This window comes from Rhodococcus sp. 1168, assembly GCF_002091955.1.
Lineage (GTDB): Bacteria > Actinomycetota > Actinomycetes > Mycobacteriales > Mycobacteriaceae > Rhodococcoides.
On sequence record NZ_MKKY01000037.1, the window covers coordinates 1 to 17485 of the forward strand.

Annotated in this window: 11 protein-coding genes; 2 read left to right on the forward strand and 9 right to left on the reverse strand. The window is 63.0% G+C overall.

Annotation, left to right across the window (positions count from 1 at the left end; translation table 11 throughout):
- Nucleotides 1–57: 57 nt before the first annotated feature.
- A complete protein-coding gene (locus BJI47_RS06270) occupies nt 58–1236 on the forward strand; it encodes an IS30 family transposase (protein ID WP_217808487.1) in 1179 nt (392 codons plus the stop codon).
- Nucleotides 1237–1426: 190 nt separating this feature from the next.
- Here BJI47_RS06270 and BJI47_RS06275 read toward each other — a convergent pair whose 3' ends face one another.
- The 7 genes from BJI47_RS06275 to BJI47_RS06305 all read right to left on the reverse strand — a co-directional run bounded on the left by BJI47_RS06275 (nt 1427) and on the right by BJI47_RS06305 (nt 15431).
- Nucleotides 1427–4738, reverse strand: a complete 3312-nt coding sequence (locus BJI47_RS06275) for an arabinosyltransferase domain-containing protein (protein ID WP_088942937.1) — start codon at nt 4736–4738, stop codon at nt 1427–1429.
- Nucleotides 4739–4810: 72 nt separating this feature from the next.
- Nucleotides 4811–8023 carry an arabinosyltransferase domain-containing protein gene (locus BJI47_RS06280; protein WP_088942938.1) on the reverse strand — a complete coding sequence of 1071 codons (3213 nt, stop codon included), beginning with the start codon at nt 8021–8023 and terminating at the stop codon, nt 4811–4813.
- Between the two features lie 56 nt (nt 8024–8079).
- The gene (locus BJI47_RS06285; protein ID WP_088942939.1) at nt 8080–9885 is read right to left on the reverse strand and encodes a glycosyl transferase; all 1806 of its coding nucleotides are present in this window, start codon (nt 9883–9885) and stop codon (nt 8080–8082) included.
- 35 nt (nt 9886–9920) lie between these two features.
- Entirely contained in the window at nt 9921–11897 is a 1977-nt protein-coding gene (locus BJI47_RS06290; protein ID WP_088942940.1) for a galactan 5-O-arabinofuranosyltransferase, read from the reverse strand.
- Nucleotides 11898–12662 (reverse strand): decaprenylphospho-beta-D-erythro-pentofuranosid-2-ulose 2-reductase, encoded by a 765-nt coding sequence (locus tag BJI47_RS06295; protein ID WP_088942941.1) that lies wholly within the window; start codon nt 12660–12662, stop codon nt 11898–11900. It abuts the gene before it with no gap.
- A gap of 13 nt (nt 12663–12675) precedes the next feature.
- Complete coding sequence (locus BJI47_RS06300) at nt 12676–14127, reverse strand: FAD-binding oxidoreductase (RefSeq protein WP_088942942.1); 1452 nt, start codon at nt 14125–14127, stop codon at nt 12676–12678.
- Between the two features lie 80 nt (nt 14128–14207).
- Nucleotides 14208–15431, reverse strand: coding sequence for a hypothetical protein (locus BJI47_RS06305; RefSeq protein ID WP_088942943.1), 1224 nt, complete (start codon nt 15429–15431; stop codon nt 14208–14210).
- Between the two features lie 58 nt (nt 15432–15489).
- Here BJI47_RS06305 and BJI47_RS06310 point away from each other — a divergent pair, with 58 nt between their 5' ends.
- Nucleotides 15490–15993, forward strand: a complete 504-nt coding sequence (locus tag BJI47_RS06310) for a GtrA family protein (RefSeq protein WP_088942944.1) — start codon at nt 15490–15492, stop codon at nt 15991–15993.
- 10 nt (nt 15994–16003) lie between these two features.
- Here BJI47_RS06310 and BJI47_RS06315 read toward each other — a convergent pair whose 3' ends face one another.
- Complete coding sequence (locus BJI47_RS06315) at nt 16004–16591, reverse strand: dTDP-4-dehydrorhamnose 3,5-epimerase family protein (protein WP_088942945.1); 588 nt, start codon at nt 16589–16591, stop codon at nt 16004–16006.
- A gap of 11 nt (nt 16592–16602) precedes the next feature.
- Nucleotides 16603–17472 carry a glucose-1-phosphate thymidylyltransferase RfbA gene (gene rfbA / locus BJI47_RS06320; protein WP_088942946.1) on the reverse strand — a complete coding sequence of 290 codons (870 nt, stop codon included), beginning with the start codon at nt 17470–17472 and terminating at the stop codon, nt 16603–16605.
- Between the last annotated feature and the right edge of the window lie 13 nt (nt 17473–17485).

Here is a 17485-nt window from a genome sequence, read left to right on the forward strand (position 1 = left end):
GGGCAATCTCAAGTGGTCGTTGCAACACAGCTCCTGACCTGAGGAGATGTCGAGCAGATGCCACGACGTGTTGTCCCGAATCGCGCAGAAGTAGTCGCTAAGTTCCATGCCATGCGAGATTCGGGTGCTTCAGTGATCCACGCGTCGGCCGCTGCCGGCGTCAGCCGCACCACCGGCAAGCGGTGGATAGATCAGAAGGCAGGAATCGTCCGCGGGGCCAAACGGGTCCGGCCCGAACCCAGCGGACGATTCCTCTCGCAAGCCGAACGAGAGGAAATCGCGATCGGCACCGCGATGGGACTAACCCAGACCGATATCGCCGACCTGATCGGACGTCACAAGTCCGTCGTCTCCCGCGAACTCAAACGCAACACCAACCTTGGCGGCACCTACCGATCAGTGTCCGCACACCAGCGAGCGGACACACGCGCCCGCCGACCCAAGGCCGCGAAACTCGCCGACCGCAACAGTGAGCTCCGCACAGAAGTCGTCCGCAGACTCCGCAAAAAGTGGTCACCACAACAGATCTCGGCGACACTGAAGATCGACTACCCCGATCGACCGGAGATGCACGTGTCGCACGAAACGATCTACAACGCCATCTACGTCCAAGCCAAAGGCGAACTCAAAGCCGAAGTCGCCGATGCACTACGGACCGGGCGGGCGCATCGCCGCAAACACGGCCGGGTACCCAGCAACGCTCATCACATCCCCGACAAAACGCTGATCTCCGAACGACCCGACGACGTCGAAGACCGCACAGTACCCGGGCACTGGGAAGGCGACCTGATCCTCGGTGCCGGCAACAAATCGGCGATCGGCACCCTCGTCGAGCGCACGTCACGGTTCACCATGCTGCTCCACCTGCCGCACTCGCACAATCTCGACGCCGTCCGAGACGCGATGATCGAGGCAATCCGGTCGATGCCTGCGGTACTCAAACAGTCGGTGACCTGGGATCAAGGTCTCGAAATGCGTCGGCATGCAGAAATCACTATGGCCACCGACATGGCAATCTACTTCTGCGACCCCCACAGTCCCTGGCAGCGCGGAACGAACGAAAACACCAACGGACTCCTGCGGCAATACTTCAAAAAAGGCACCGACCTGTCCGTGCACACCGCCGAACGACTCCAAGCGGTCGCCGCTGAACTCAACGACCGCCCCCGGAAAACACTAGGCTGGAAATCACCAGCAAAAGTGATCAACGAGTTAGTCGTTGCAACAACCACTTGAAACCGCCCTGATCGTATGAATGGACCATTGAAGCGGGTGGTGAGGCCCGCGCCTGTGCCGCACCAACCACCCGTCGCGCACTGCTTGAATGGCGCCCCGAAGCTATCTGATCGTATGAATGGACCATTGAAGCGGGCGGTGGGGCCCACCACCAACGGCCCACCACCAACGGCCCAACCCAACCGTGACCCTACTTGTCGAACACCCGCAGATTCCCGGGAGTCCAGAGGCCCGACCTGGTGACCTCGGATGTGTCGATGGTCGGTGGGACTGACTGTGGGTAGTACTGGTCGTAACGCTCCAGGGAGCCCCAGTCGCGTGCCCAGTCGCGGTCCAGGTAGGTGGGAACGGTGACGGGCTTGGCAAGGAGTTCAGCCCAGCCGAGGGGGCCGCCGTTGTCCCCGGACTGCCAGGTGTCGGTGGAGCTGACGGCCAGTGGACGGTCGGGGAGGATGCGGTAGTTCGGTACTTCGGCGACGCCGTATTGGTGGTCGAAGGGGCGCTGGCACGGGAATTGCAGTCCGACGGCCCAGTCGAGCAGGACTGGTTGCTCGCTGCCGATGAGGCTGTTCAGCGTTTCGAGCTGCGGTACTCGCGGCGGGGTGAACGCGAACCATTGGTCGCCGGTGAGGTTGGGGTCGTTGGCCACGATGCGCACGGCATCGGCGTCTTCGGGTAGATCCGCGATGGGGATGCGGAGGTTTCGCCACGACGGTGCGGGTCCGATGTCGCGTGGGAGGTAGGTGCCCTGGACGTCGATCGTTCCGTCGGGTTGGCGCGTGCCGTACTCGACGAGGAGTGACTGCCCGTAGGTCAGTGCGCCGGTGTCGTCGAACGACAGGATGCGTCCGGCGGCCGAGATGACGATCAGCGGTGCGGTGTCGGACTTTTCGGGAAGAGCGTACCAGCTCGAGGTCGCCGACGCGGGTTCCTGGATTCCGGGTTGGTAGGAGCCGAGGACCGGGGTGGTGGCGGGGTCGAGTCCGAAGGGGAGTGCGGCGGTGGATCCGTTGATGCCTTGGGCGCCGATTCCGCCGCCGGTTCCGGAGCTCTGGCCCTCTTCGAAGGCTGGTCCTACGCTCTGTTGATCGGTATTACCTTGTCCTGGTTTGACTTCCACGGCGTCGGCGCTGACGTCGGTGGGAATGCCGTTGGGGGTGAAGTTCGAGGGGGCTTCGCCACCGAGGGGGCCGGTTTCGGGGTCGAATCCGGCGGGGATCGGGTCGAGGACTCCGGCATTGGGATCCGATTCGACGAGAACGTCAGTGGCCAAACCGCAGCTTTTGCCGGTCAATGATTCGATATTGGACCGCGCCAGTGAGTATGCGGGGTACTGAGAGACGGCTCCCTTGACGAGGGAGAGTATTTCGAAGAGAACCATGAGTCCGGCGACGACGGTGAGCGGCGCTGCGGCGAACTTCTTGATGCGTCTGCCGCGTTCGCTGGTGGCTCGTGGTTGTGGTGGCGCGTAGCCCTCCCTGAGGTACTGCCAGGCAGCGAGAGCCAAGGCGAGTGCGAACAGTACGAGGAACAGTGTTCCGGATTCGTTGCCGGCGAGGGACACGGTCTTGTCGAACCACGGGACGCCGTAGCTCGAGACGTACCAGTAGCCGTTGATGCCCGAAAATGCTAGTGCGAGAACGAACATCAGCCCGGCGAGGAAGATCGTGCGATTTCTGCGCGATCGGAGTGCGCTTGCCGAGATGGCGACGGCCGTCAGCGCTGCGAGGCTACCGGCGATACCCGCGTAGGAACCGAAGTGGTGTGTCCACTTGGTCGGGTTGAACATCATGAAGAAGATGGTTCCGAAGACGACTCCGATGAGACGCCACGCGGGTCCGTTCGCAATGCCGGGGACGCGTCGACGGCGCAGCAGGATGAACAGTGTCGAGAACAGGCACAGCAACATCACCAGGAATGCGAACCGGCGTGCGAGGGAACCGTCCACGGTCTGAACGAACAGGTAGTAGTAGCGCAGGAAGTCCTGGTACCACGCCTCGCTCGGGCCGATGGCCGTACGGACTCGCGTCGATTCGATGACGGTGGCGAAGGTCTGGTCGGCGAAGACAACGACGAGAACGAGGACTCCTGCCGCGGCCAGTGGTGCGACGAGTGCCAATGTGCCGACTTGGCGATGACGCCGAATGACGATTCGAGCCATGGGCCGTGCACCTGCCAACAGTGCTGCGACACACATCAACCCGGTAGGTGCGGCAGCGAGTGTGAATGCGCCGATCAAGAGTGCGGCGGCCGCGGGTAACAGCCGTCCGGTTGCGATGGAGCGCTCGATCGAGCACCAGGTGAGCAGTGCGCCGACGGCGACGATCGGCTCCGGGCGCAGCCCGTTGTTGTACGGCAACCAGAATGCGAGGAATACCAGTCCACCGGTCCACAGTGCGACGTTCGATTTGCGTACTGCGCGACCGAGGCGGGGAACGACCTCGCGGCTGATGACCATCCAGCACAGGATTCCGGCGATCAGAGCGGGTAGGCGGATCCAGGGACTGGCCGTGGACACCTTGGCGAACAGTGCGAGGACGTCGTAATACCAGCCGAACGGTGCCTCGGGGACGCCGAACCACCGGAAGTAGTTGGCCATGTAGCCGGACTTCTCGGCGGCGCGGGCCATGGTCAGCAGGTAGCCGTCGTCGGAGGTATTGGCTCCGACGAAGTGCCAGCCGATCAGGACGCCGACGACCGTGACGTCGATGCCGGTGAACTTCCACCAGTTCGACGGGAAGAAGCGGCGGTGACCGCGGCCGTCGATGCCGTCGAGTCGGCCGAGCGCGCTCACGGCGAGGATGGTGCAGACGACCGCCAGGATCATCGCGAGCAGTTTGAGGATCGTCGGGCTGGAGGAGAACCGCGAGTCGACGTCGATCGTCGCTGACATTCCTGCAGGCACCGCGCCGGAGAGGTCGGTGAAGATTCCGACGACCTGGGGACGTAGGTCGCCGTCGAGGCGTCCGGAGCGTGGATTGCCCTGATTGTCGGACAAGCCGGTGAACTCGGCCGACGTCGAGTCGATGTTCGAAGTGATCTCGATGGAGCCACACGCTGCGCCCTGGACCTCCGCACGCGGTGCTGTGGCGACTACTACGTTGCGGTCCAAGACGTCTACAGACGCCTCGCTGACGCGCACGAAGAGGCTGTTGAGCGCTGCCCTTTCACCCTGCGGCGGTGCGGTGGCCAGGAGGAGGCCGCCCGACGGCGGTAGCTGTGCGACGGCGCTGCACGGGATGCTCGCGGTGAAGGCGAGGGGAGCCTGCGACACGAGCGGTGCGTCGATGTCCTGCAGCGAACCGGCCTCGGGCCAGTTGATCGTCGAGGTGGTCTGTACGACCGGAAGAAACGGGGTCAGGATCGCGAGAAACGCGCCGAGCAGCCCAGAGATGATGGCAACCAGGCGCGTGGTGCGCACCTGGGATCGAAGATCGACCGCAGAACCCTTCCTCGGTGAGGCGGAGGGCACGGCGGAAGAATCTGTCACGGCGTCGGGCACGGTTGACGATGGTATGCGAGCGCTATCGGTTCACCGCATTCGCATGGTGAAAGAACCGGGAAGATACCCGTTTCATTCGACCCTGATCGGGCCCTCCGACTCCCATCCGCTGCGTGTCACGGTCTCGACCGTCAGCTCTGCGGGCGTTGCGGACGAATCGAGTGGGCTGAACCGTTCGAGTGAACCCCAGTCGCGGTCGAGGTCGTCGCGCAGATAGGTCGGGACGACCTCGGCGGAGAGTACGAGTTGTTGCCAACCGAGGGGGCCTCCACCGAACGCGTCCATGACTGGACTGTGCGCGGCCGCACCGCTGCGATCCGGCAGTATCCGGTACTCGGGCAGTTCCGCGACGCCGTCCTTGTGGTCGAACGGGCGTTGGCACGGGAATCCGAGCGCGACGGTCCAGTCGAGCATCACCGGTGTATCGGACCCGATGACGTCGACGAGCGGGACTGTGCGCGGTATGCGCGGGGGTGTCACGGCAAGCCATTGGTCGGAGGAGATGTCGGAGTCGGTTGCGACGAGTCGGACCCGGTCGGCATTCTCTGGAATCTCGGACATGGGCACGCGGAGATTTCGCCACGACGGCTGCGGTCCGATGTCGATCGGAGTGACGCGACCGAGAATCTGATCGCCGGCGGCGTACTCCACTTCGAGCGGCTGGCCGGATGCGACGATGCCGTCGGAGTCGACGGATCTGATTCGACCGGCTGCACTGATGGCAAGGAAATCGCCTTCGGGCGCTGCCGGGAGTGAGAACCACTCGGTGCTGAGGGTCGCGGGCTCCGATGTGTCCGCACCGTAGCTGCCGAGGATGGGAGTGCGCGAGGGGTCCAGACCGAAGGGCAGGGCGACGGTGCTTCCGTTGATGCCCGTGCCCTCGGTCGTGCCGCCTTCGGTGCCGGAGGCCCCGGAGGAAGTCGACGTCTGCTGATCTGTCGTCGTATCGTCGCTGAACCCGCGTGTGCTCTGCTGCGATACGTCTTCTTCGTCGGCGGTGAGATCGGCCGGGACACCGTCGGGTGCGAAGCCTGCGGTGCCGTCACCTGCGAGGGAGTCTGGGAGGGTGGATCCGATCGGCGTCAGCATCGCCTGATTGGGGTCCTGTTCCACCAGTACGTCGTTGGCCAGGCTGCAGGAGTTTCCGGCCAGTGCGCTCAGGTTCGAGCGCGCCACCGAGTAGGCCGGATACTGTGCGACCGCACCTTTGACGAACGACGCGAGTTCGAACAGCACGATGAAGGCGGACATGACCGTCAGGGCCGAAACTCCGAAGCGTGCGGACCTGGCAGTGGCACGGTAGGGCGCGCGCAGATGCTGCCATCCGGCGTACAACAGCGCGAGAACTGTCAGTCCGAGGAAAACGGTCGAGAAGCCTTTTCCGAGGATCATCGGAGGCTTGTCGAACCACGGGACGCCGTAACTCGAGACGTACCACCAGCCGTTGGAGCCGGTGAACGCGAGAGCAGTGAGGAACAGCACGGCTGCGGTGAACAAAGTTCGGTTGCGTGGGTTGTCACGTGTGGCCGATGCGACGGCGATCGCAGCAACGGCGGCGAGTGACGCGGCCAGACCGGCATACACACCGAAGTGGTGGGTCCACTTGGTCGGGGTGAACATCATGAGCGCCAACGCGCCGATCACGATGCCCACGATCCGACGCGAAGGACCAAGTGCCACACCCGGAATGCGGCCGTGTCGACGCAGCATCACCACGATCGTGGTGATGACGCACAAGATCATCGCGAACACAGCGAATCTTCGGGCGAGTGAACCGTCCGGTGTGATCTCCATGAGCGAGTCCCAACGGGTGCGCTCGTCGAACCACGGAACGTTCGGTCCGACAGCGGCACGTGCCCGCGTTGCTTCGAGGACCGTCGAAACAGTTTGGTCGGCGAAGATCGCCGCGACGATCACTACCCCCGACGCGAGGATCGGTAGCAGCACCGGGAACCAGCCGACCTGCCGAGCACGCGAGATGAGAACGCGGACGAGCGGTCTACCTCCGGCCAGTAGCGCCGCGACGCAGATGAGTCCGGTGGGTCCGGCCGCGAGCGAGAACGCCGCGATGAGTACGGCGACAGCTGCGGGAAGCAGTCTGCCCGTCGCGATGGCACGTTCGATCGAGCACCAGGTCAACAGGGCGCCGAGGGCAATGACAGGCTCGGGGCGAAGACCATTGTCGTACGGGAGCCAGAACGCCAGAAAGACGAGCCCGGCGGTCCAGATCGCAACCTTGTCGGACCGCACTGCGCGGCCGAGGCGCGGAATCACCTCGCGGCTGATGACGGCCCAACACAGCAGTCCTGCGATCAGCGCAGGCAACCGCATCCACGGGCTGGCCGTGGACACCTTCGCAAATGCGGCGAGCATGTCGTAGTACGGCATGCCGAACGGAGCCTCTGGGACACCGAACCAGCGGTAGTAGTTGGCCATGTAGCCGGCGTGTTCGGACACTCGTGCCATCGTGAGCAGATAACCGTCGTCCGAGGTATTGGCGCCGATGAAATGCCAGAGAAGCAGAACGCCGGCGACCACTCCGTCGACGACGGTGATGCGGAGCCAATGCGAGGGAAAGAAGCGGCGTCCGCGCCGCCCGTCTCGCATGTCCAGCCGGTGCAGCGCGATCAGCGAAATGATCGTGAAGATGACTGCGATGGCCATCGCCAGTTTTTTGAGAAGCGTTGGGGTGGAAGAGAATCGCGAGTCGATCTGAATATCGACACTCAAATCGGTAGGCGCAGTTCCCTGCAATTCGGTGAAGACGCCGACGGTCTGCGGGCGCACGTCGCCGTCGATCGCGCCTGTTGCATCGGTGCCCAGCGCCGACGCGGTGGATGCGGTGTTCGTCGAGCTGATGTCGACCGACGAGCAGGACGCCAGCTGGGCGTTGGTGAGAGTGAGCAGTACGCGCTCGCGCAGCACAGCCTGCATGCCGCCTTCGGTGCGGGTGACGACGAGCCCGACGCCTCGTGCGTCGGGGGCGCTGGGCGCGGTGGTGGAGAGAACGAGCGTGCCGGGCGGTGCGTTCTCGATCACGGCACATGGAATGGACGCATCCAAAGACAGCGGTGTGTAGGAAATCAGCGGCGCTTCGACGGAGGCCAGCGTCCCGTCCTGCGGCCAGCTGATCGATGCCGAATCCTGAGTGACCGGCAACAGAGGTGTCAGGACCGCAGCAAGCACGGCGATCACGCCGGCGACGACGGCAACGACTCCGGCGGTGATGCGTGGCGATGATTTCCGAGAAGTCGGGTTCGGTGCGGTGGCTGCGGCGGTGGACACGATTGCCCATGCTATTGCACGGTCACACCGCCACCGGTTTCGTGCAGGTCAGTGTGTCAGGGTGTGAGTGCACGCACGTCCCAGACCCACACTCCACCGTGGAACTGGGCTTGGATGCCCAGAAGATCATCGACCGTGGCACCCAGTGCCCTGTTGTTCTTTCCCGGTGGGAGTACGACCACATCGGCGTTCCAGTAGTCCAGATCCTCGATGGCCTGTTTCTTCTGCTCGGCGGTGATGTCAGGAACCGTGCCGGAGTTCTGTACAGAGCCCAGGAGCAGTGCGGTCCTTCGGTCGACGGCACCGTACTTCGCCTTCTTGTCTTCGCGATCGCTCGGTCCGACGAAGTAGCCCGCTGCCAGCGGGAAGCCCATCCCGGCGTCGATCTGCCACAGCAGCGGACGGGCGTCCTCGGGGCGAGGTAGCGGGACGGTGACGATCGAACCGCCGTCGAGGTAGTTCCGCCATTCGCCGTCGGCAAAGAACGCTGGAGTGGGGGTTCTCTCCACCGCTTGCAGCGGCATCGGGAACAACGGGACGAGAGCGAGCGCCAACGCGATCGACCACAGGCCCGGCAGGGGGCGAAGTCCTTGTCCGTAGGCCTTGTCCGTGGCCAACACCAGGATCAGCGCGAGAACGGGAACCGCGCCGAGCACGAATCGAGTTTCCAGCACGGATTCCACGAGCGGGGCCTCCGCGAACCACTTCCACGGAAGTTCGATTCCGGTGTCGTTCTTGCCGATGTACAGCGCAGTTCCGAGCGAGAGGACGCCCATGACGATCGCGGTAGCGGCAGCTGCTCGCACTCGGGCGTCGCGCCACATCCACAGCGTCGCACCCAGACACAGCACGAGCAGCGGCCAACCGAGATAGGCGTTCTCCTCGGTGGCATTGATGCGCACGTTCTGACCCGGTGTCGCCCTCCCCCCGATGGACTGCGTCGGAAATTGGAAGAGGGCTTTGGCGTCGTTGCCCATGTTGCCGTGCTCGATGAACGAGTAACTCTGCGGACCGAAGAACTGCCACCACAGCGGAACAGCAACGAGTGCGACGGCGATAACGGCTGCGATCGGCAGGCTCTTCGCCGCGTTGGCGACCGCCGACACGATGCTTCGAGGGTTGCCGAGGTAGTAGACGGCGGCGAAGATTCCGAACGAGATCGCGAAGATCAGCAATGGTTCTTCGCCGAGCATGATCTGCAACGCAACGACGAGTCCGAGGGCAATCGTCCGCTGTGCCGTCGGTCCGTCGTGCGCGATGCGGATGACCACCGATGCAATCACCGGCAGCAGGAACATGACGACGAAGTTCGGGTGGCCGTTGGCGTGAGAGACCATGGAGGGGGCGAATCCGCAGAGTGCACCGCCGATGGCGGAGGCCCCGCGTGATGCTCCCAGCCTGCGCGTAAACAGCCAATACCAAGCAAATGCCGTTCCGGCGAGGCCGGCAGTGAGGCCGATCGTCCAGGTCACCGTGGGGCCGAACAGCAGCGTGATCGGTGCCAATGGGATCGACAGACCGAACATTGCGGTGTTCGCCATCATGTTGACGCCCGCAGGGTAATTCTGCAGATCGCTCCACAGCGGGTTGTCGAGATGCGCGACCGAGTGCGCGGCGACGGAGAGGAACCATTCCCACATGGCCTGATCCTGGCCACTGTTGTAGAGGTATCCGTTACCGAGGTTGCGCCATTGCCCCTGCATGACGAACAGTGCGAGGGCCGCGAACAACGAGGCCGTAGCCACGTCGGCGCGATCCACGCGCGAGATCAGCACAGTGCGTGCACGTGTCGAGATCGACCCGAGTTTCGACGCTGGGGCAGTCTGCGGCTGCTCGAGCACAGACCGATCGGTGTTTGTCATCGCGGTGCACGTTACGTGAACGTTATGTGATTCTTCTAGGTGTTACGGGTGACCAGTGCAAACGGACCGATGTCGGTAGCGGTGAACCGTTGATCCTCGAACAACGATTCGTCGAAAGTGACGGTGTAGCGGCGCACGTTCGGATCGTTCGGGTACACGTCCTCGGCCAACCGCAGGGTGTAACCCTCGGCCCCGCGCCGGAACAGGAACGCATCCGGCGCTGCCCATGCACTGCCGTCCATGGCCGCGATCAGTTCCTCCGGAGTCTCGACCTTCGCCCACTCTGCGATAGCTGCAGCACGCTCGTCGAACTGGGCGAGCGGATTCGCATAATGCGAGGTCAGTCCCTGGAATCCGAAGTACGGGTAGTAGCTCAGAAATGATGTGTCGGCAGTCAGCACGATCGTCTCGTCCCGAGGCCTGCCGATCTGTTCGCCGATAGCAGCGTCGACTTCGCTGTAGTACGACACCGCGCTCGGCGGCCGCTTGTCTGCGCGCACGCCGTCACCGTCGGTATCGGAGTACGCGACGGTGATCTCGGTCTGCAGGATCTGCGGAATGCTCTGTGCGAACGCCATTGCGCCGACGGACGCGATCACGACAGCCGCAATCTTGAACCGTGACGGTTCGTTGATCGCCTGATAGATCGCTTTGGTTCCTTCGAGGAAGCCGAAAACACCTGCTGCGCCGAGTAATACGATCAGGACAGCTTCGAGCCGGAACGACAGTAGCGTCGTGCCCGCTACCGCGGCAGCCATCGACAGAAGCGTCCACAGATAGACCGCGACGACGCCGATGCCCAACGCCTGGGCGCGACGCGAGGAAGCCGCCCGCACAGCGAGCCACACCGTCCCCGCGAGGCACAGCGCGCCGACCAACGAGAATTGCAACATCGGAAACGGCAGTGTCGCACCGGCCTCCGGAAGGTAGTGCAGAGCTGTTCCCGACGTCGACGGCGTCCCGGTCAGAGCGTCCGCCAGATAGGGAAGCCACACGGTCAGCGCAACGAGACCGGAGATAGCCGCGATGACGACGAATCGAACGGCAACAGGAATCGCCGCGCGCCAGCTCTTCTGGGCCCTGACTCCCAAGATCGCCGATACGACGGCCATCAGCGTGACCGCGAACGCAGCCAGGCCGAGGTAAAGGGTGTAGAAAGTGGCGGCCAGGCCGAGGAACAGGCCGGTGCCCACGACCGCTCCCCATCCCCAGGAGCCCATCGACCGCTCGGGTTCATCCGCACCCCCCGACCGCTTCAATGGTCCATTCATACGATCAGATGGCTCGAATGCGCCATTCAGGCGCCCGCTGACACCGGCAGCCACCGGTCTGTTCAGCGCACCCCAGGCCAACAAAAGTGCCGGCGCGATGAGCAGGGCGATGACGGCGCTGTACGCCTCGGGAGATGCATAGGCCACGACCAGTGCAGTGGTCACTGCACTGACGGCGACAGCCCAGTCGACCCTGACGAGGGCTTTCCACAATGTGAATGCCAGCACCGCAGTGACGGCGAGGAATCCGATTGCGAACGGCTTGAACACTTCCCAGCCATCCATACCGAGCAGGTTTCCGACGCGTCCGCCCAGCCAGAACCATCCCGCGGGGTAGAAGGGCGGAATGTCCGCGTACGTCATATCGCGGAGCGCGGCCGAATCGGTGAGCCGCGTCAGGTATTCGGTACGGAACTCCTGGTCGACGGAGACGCCGAACAAGTACAGCTTGGTTGCGGCCAGCGGCATTCCGAGGGTGATCGTCACGAATCCGGACAGTCCGACCCACGTCAGCGACTTCGCCAACCATCCGAGCTTTCCTCGACGGTAGAGCGCGATGGCCACTGCGAACGCGATGGCGCAGGCGACCTGGCCGAGCGTCGTCACGGCGCGAGTGACGTTGGACGAGTTGAATGCCGGCCACTCGACGAGTGAGAAGGCATACAACCCGACCGTCGCAACAATTGCTGCGACGAGAGCGGCCAGTACGCCTTCGAAGGCCGTGCCGAGCGCTCGTCTCATCTAGATGGGGAGCTTGCGGAAGATCGGCCGCGGGACGTGCCGCAGAACCATCATCACCAGACGCCACGGTGCTGGCGTCCAGATGAGCTCCTTGCCCTTCTGCGAAGCGTTCACCGCCAGCTTTGCGATGACCTCTTTGTCGACGGTCATCGGTGCTTCCTTGACGTGCGCGCTGAACTTGGTGCGCACCATTCCCGGCCGAACGACGGTGACGCGAGGCCCGAACTCGCGCAGCGCTTCTCCGAGGCCGAGGTAGAAGCCGTCGAGTCCGGCCTTGGTGGAGCCGTAGACGAAGTTGGACCGGCGAACCCGCTCACCTGCCACCGAGGACATGACGATGATGCGGCCGTAGGCCTGTGCTTTCATCTTCTCGCCCAGCAGTACACCGACCGAAACCGATGCCGTGTAGTTGATGTTCGCGGCGAGTACTGCCTTGCGCTGGTCCTGCCACAATTCCTCGGCGTCGAAATCCACCGCGAAGGCGACGATTGCGACGTCGACATCGCCCTTGGACCAGGCTTCGTCGATGACCTTCGGGTGTGACGCAGTGTCGAGCGCATCGAAATCGATGATGTCCACGGACTTTGCGCCCTTGGCGGTCAGCTGCGCTACGGCACCGTCACGAAGGGGGTCGTTCGGCAGTGCGGCGAGAATGACGCGTGCCGGTGACTTCGACAGGTACTCCTCGGTGATCGCGAGGCCGATCTCGCTTGTTCCGCCGAGCACGAGAATGGTCTGTGGGTTACCCACAGCGTCGATCGTCACAGCTGAGCCTCTTTCACAGTAGGTCCAATCTTCTGGCCATATCGGAGGCGAAAACGCCTGTGGGGTCGACGGATCGGCGGACCTTGATCCACTCGTCGATCCGGGGGTACATCGCATGGAAGGTCTCGGCACTGGTGCGTGAGTCCTTCGCCGTGTAGAGGCGTCCGCCGAATTCGAGGACGCGCTTGTCGAGCTCTCGAACGAACTCGCCCAAGCCTGCCTTGATCGGGAAATCGACGCAGATGTTCCAGCCCGGGATCGGGAAGCTCAGTGGCGCTTCGTTTCCCGGTCCGAACAGTTTGAAGACATTGAGGAAGGAGTAATGCCCCGACTTCTGAATGTCGACGATGATCTTCTTGAACTCATCGACAGCTTCCGGCGGCACCACGAACTGGTACTGCAGGAACCCGTTCGAACCGTACGCACGATTCCACTCACCGAACATGTCGAGTGGGTGGTAGAACGCCGTGAGGTTTTGAACCTTGTTCCGATAGTTGCCTGCCTTGAGGTACCACGCCTGGCCGACCGCGCCGAGCGTGAACTTGTTGGCCAGCCCATTGGGGAACACGTCGGGGAACGTCAGCAGCGGCTTCGCGTTGAACCGAAGCGGATCCTTCTGCAATTTCTCGGGCAGCTGATCGAGCCTCGCCAAGGACCCACGCGACACGGCGGCACGGCCGAGCTTCGGTGGTGCCGCGATGGCGTCGAACCATGCGCTCGAGTAGTCGTAGTTGTTCTCGCTGCCGTCACTGTGCAGGGCGATGGTTTCGTCGAGGTTCCGGGTGACGTCACCGTCGGCGATGAAGTAGGCCGTCTCGGTAGGCGTCATCTCGATGGTCGCGCGCAGGATGATGCCGGTGAGGCCGTTACCGCCGACTGTGGCCCAGAACAACTTGGCGTTCTTGCCGGACGGGGTGAGGTGCCGGATCTCGCCATCAGCAGTGAGCAGTTCCATCGAGCGCACGTGATTGCCGAAGCTGCCGGCGCTGTGATGGTTCTTACCGTGGATATCGGTGCCGATGGCGCCGCCAATGGTGACCTGGCGCGTGCCGGGCAACACCGGAACCCAAAGGCCGAAGGGTAGTGCTGCGCGCATCAGCTGGTCGAGACTGACGCCGCCGTCCACGTCGACGATCCGAGTTCCAGCGTCGATGCTGTGGATGCCGGTGAGCGCCGTCATGTCGATGACGAGGCCGCCCGAGTTCTGCGCGTTGTCGCCGTACGAGCGGCCGAGGCCACGCGCGATGACGCCGCGGCGCAGGTGAGAGGGCTTGCTGTCGTTTTGCTCCGCGACTTGTTTGACCGCGCTCGCGATGAGCTCCAGGTCAGAAGTCGAGAGCACCTCACCGGTGGACGGCGAGGTGCGGCCCCATCCGGAAAGCGTGCGGGTCTGCGTGGGTAGCGGCGCAGTGTTCCCGGCCTGTGGTTCCAGGGGGAAGAGTGCGTCGTCGGCTGTCGTGGACATCGGTCTAGAGGGTACTCGGTTATCCGGGCCGCTTCGCAGGCTGCGCTCTCCGTTCGTCGGACAGCTGGTGTCGGTGATCGTCAGCCCTGGAGATCCACGGACCAGCCGTCGCCGAAAATTCCTTGATGACACAATTTCCCGCCGGCGTCCACACATTCCTGCAACCCGCTGAGGGATGGGCGATACGGGTAAGGATCTGGGAAGAAATCGTGTAAGACGGCGCCGATGCCCACTACCAGGCACAGCGCCGCCACAGCTTTGATCGCGGTTCGAGCGGAGGATCCGAGCACCGACCACAGCAGAACGAGCGTGACAGCTGTGGGAATCAAGACGTGCCGTTGAAAAGCGAATGAGGAAGACACCATTGCTGAGCCGTACGCGTTGACCGCAGAGTAAAGAAGAATGGCGAACAGAACCCACAGGGGCAGAGCTGTGCGGGGGACAGCCACGAGAGAGACGACGAGTACCGCAGCGAGCCATACGCAGGCGAGGATCGTAGGAATCGAGCTGGACGCTGCGGCGACAACGTTCGAGTCGCCGTACAGCCAGCCGCCTCCGACACGCTCAGCGGCCGTTTTCGCCAAAAGTACGAGCGTTCCGCCGCCCGGTGTCGATCGCTCGGACGCCAGGTAGACGGAGAGTTGGATCGCCGCTGTCACACCTGCCGTAGCAGCGACGACGAGTGAATGTCGGGTGCGGCCATTCCTCCACCAGCGCCACAGGAAAGACGGCAGGAAGAGAACGATCAGCGGTCCGCTCAGGCCAATGAGCGCGACGCTGACCATCTCGATCAGGCGACCGCTTTTGGTCTTGGGATCTTCGCTGATTACAAGTAACAGCAGACACAATCCGGCGACGAAGATCAGATTCGCGATGTTCCCGTACGGCTCCCACAGCGGTGGCATGAGGCAGAGGGTTGCGAACAGTCCAGCTCGGAGCAAGGGCGACGGTAGCAACCAGGAAAGTCTGGCCGAGAGGGCGGGCGTCAGGAACAGCAGGTGAACCACGATCGCAGCGCAGCAGTACGCCACAGGGAGTGCCGTTACCGGAAGCGGCTCGAAGATTGCTGCAATCAGGCGGGGGATTGTGTGTAAATAGCCTGCATAGGGTGCTACGAAAGCTGCAATTCCGTCGTTGTGCGCTTCGGTGAGGAAGATTTGACCGTCCTCGGCAAATAGTGACGCCTCACGTAGCCGGGGCAGTCCACGAACCACGAACAACAAGGACGCGATTGCGGCCACAGCGGTTGCAACGTAGTGCGAGGTTCTGTCGGATGCTTTCTTGGATGGATAGGCATCGTGCACAGATTGACCGTAGCGGTAGCTATTGGGTCGTCGACGTCAGGCGCTAGTGTCGTAGTTTGTGTCCACTCCCGACGGTCCCTCCCACGACGACTGGTCAGCCCAAGACGAAGAACTCCAGCATCACGTTCCGCTTCCTGTCGAGCTGCCGCTGACCGAGAACATCGCCGACGATGCCTTGGACCTCAAGACCCAGGTAATCCGCTTCTTGGCGACGGGGGTGCTGTCGGCAATCGTGGACCAGGGCGTCAACCTGCTGCTGCACTTCGTGTTCGGTATGGGCGTCACCCTGGCCAAGGCCATTGGGTTCGTACTGGGGACGACCACGGCTTACCTGATCAACCGTCGCTGGACGTTCAACGCGTCGCCGTCGCGGGCGCGCTTCTTCGCCGTCGTCGGTCTGTACGCGGCCACCTTCGCCGTCCAGGTGGGCATTTATACCTGGCTTTACGACGCACTGCCCGACGGCTTCTGGTACGCGAACGTTGCGTTCGTCATCGCTCAGGGGACCGCGACGGTCATCAACTTCATTGTTCAGCGCACCGTGATCTTCAAAATTCGCTGATCGTCTGCGCTCAGGCTGTGTAGGTCGGCAAGTATCCGGCGTCGATGGCCTGCGCGAGTGAGGGCGCAGCTTTGTCTTTGTCGGAGAGCTGGTACTCGAGCGGTGAGCCGTCGCGAGCGAGGGTGGGCCAGTCGATCGCCAGATCGGTATCGAGCGGATTCATGTCGCGATCCAAAGCCGGGGTGTATTCGATCGAGCACAGGTACATCACCGTCGAGCCGTCTTCGAGCGACAAGATCGCATGCCCGAGGCCTTCCGGGAGATACACCGCACGACGGTCGACGTCGTCGATCAGCACGCTGTCCCAGGTCCCGAATGTCGGCGACCCGACCCGCAGATCGACGATCACATCCAGAAACGCACCCTTGGTGCAGGTGACGTACTTCGCCTGACCGGGAGGGGTGTCGGTGAAATGGATACCGCGCAGTACCCCGGCTGCCGAAACGGAGCAGTTCGCCTGCGCCAAATCCAACGGCCGCCCGACGGCCTGTTCGAAGTCCGAGGATTTGAACCATTCGAAGAACACGCCACGATCGTCACCGAACTGACGCGGGGTGAATTCGAAGGCACCGGGGATTTTCAATTCACGAAAACTCATCTGCAGATCCTCTACTTGCCGCGGTCGACGAGGTCGAGCAGGTATTGCCCGTACCCGGATTTGACGAGCTTGGTTGCCCGTTCCCGCAGCTGATCGTCGGTGATGAATCCCCGCCGCCACGACACTTCTTCCGGTGAACCAATTTTCAGGCCCTGCCGTTGCTCGATGGTGCGCACATAATTGGAAGCATCCAGTAGCGAATCGAAGGTGCCGGTATCGAGCCATGCCGTCCCTCGGGGCAACACTTCCACGGCAAGACGCCCGGCGTCGAGGTAGTGCCGGTTGACGTCGGTGATCTCGTATTCGCCGCGCGCCGACGGCTGAAGATCGCGGGCGATGGCGAGCACGTCGTTGTCGTAGAAGTACAGGCCGGGGACGGAGAAGTTCGACTTCGGGACCTTCGGCTTCTCTTCCAACGAGATCGCTTTGCCGGCGGCGTCGAATTCGATGACGCCGTACGCGCTGGGATCTTTCACCTCGTAAGCGAAGACCGCGCCGCCGTCGATGTCATCGAATCGGTCCAGCTGCGAGCCCAGTCCGGGACCGTAGAAAATGTTGTCACCGAGCACCAAAGCGGCACTGTCGGAGCCGATATGCTCCGCTCCGAGGACGAACGCTTGAGCGAGGCCGTTCGGCTCGTGCTGAACCTTGTAGGTCAGGTTGATGCCGAACTGGGAGCCGTCACCGAGCAGACGTTGGAACTGCTGCGAATCCTGTTCGGTGGTGATGATCAGAATGTCGCGGATATTGGCCAAGATCAGCGTCGAGAGTGGGTAGTAGATCATCGGCTTGTCGTACACCGGCACCAACTGCTTGCTGATGCCCATCGTGATCGGATGAAGACGCGACCCGGTACCGCCCGCCAGAACAATTCCACGCATATTCGGAAGTCTC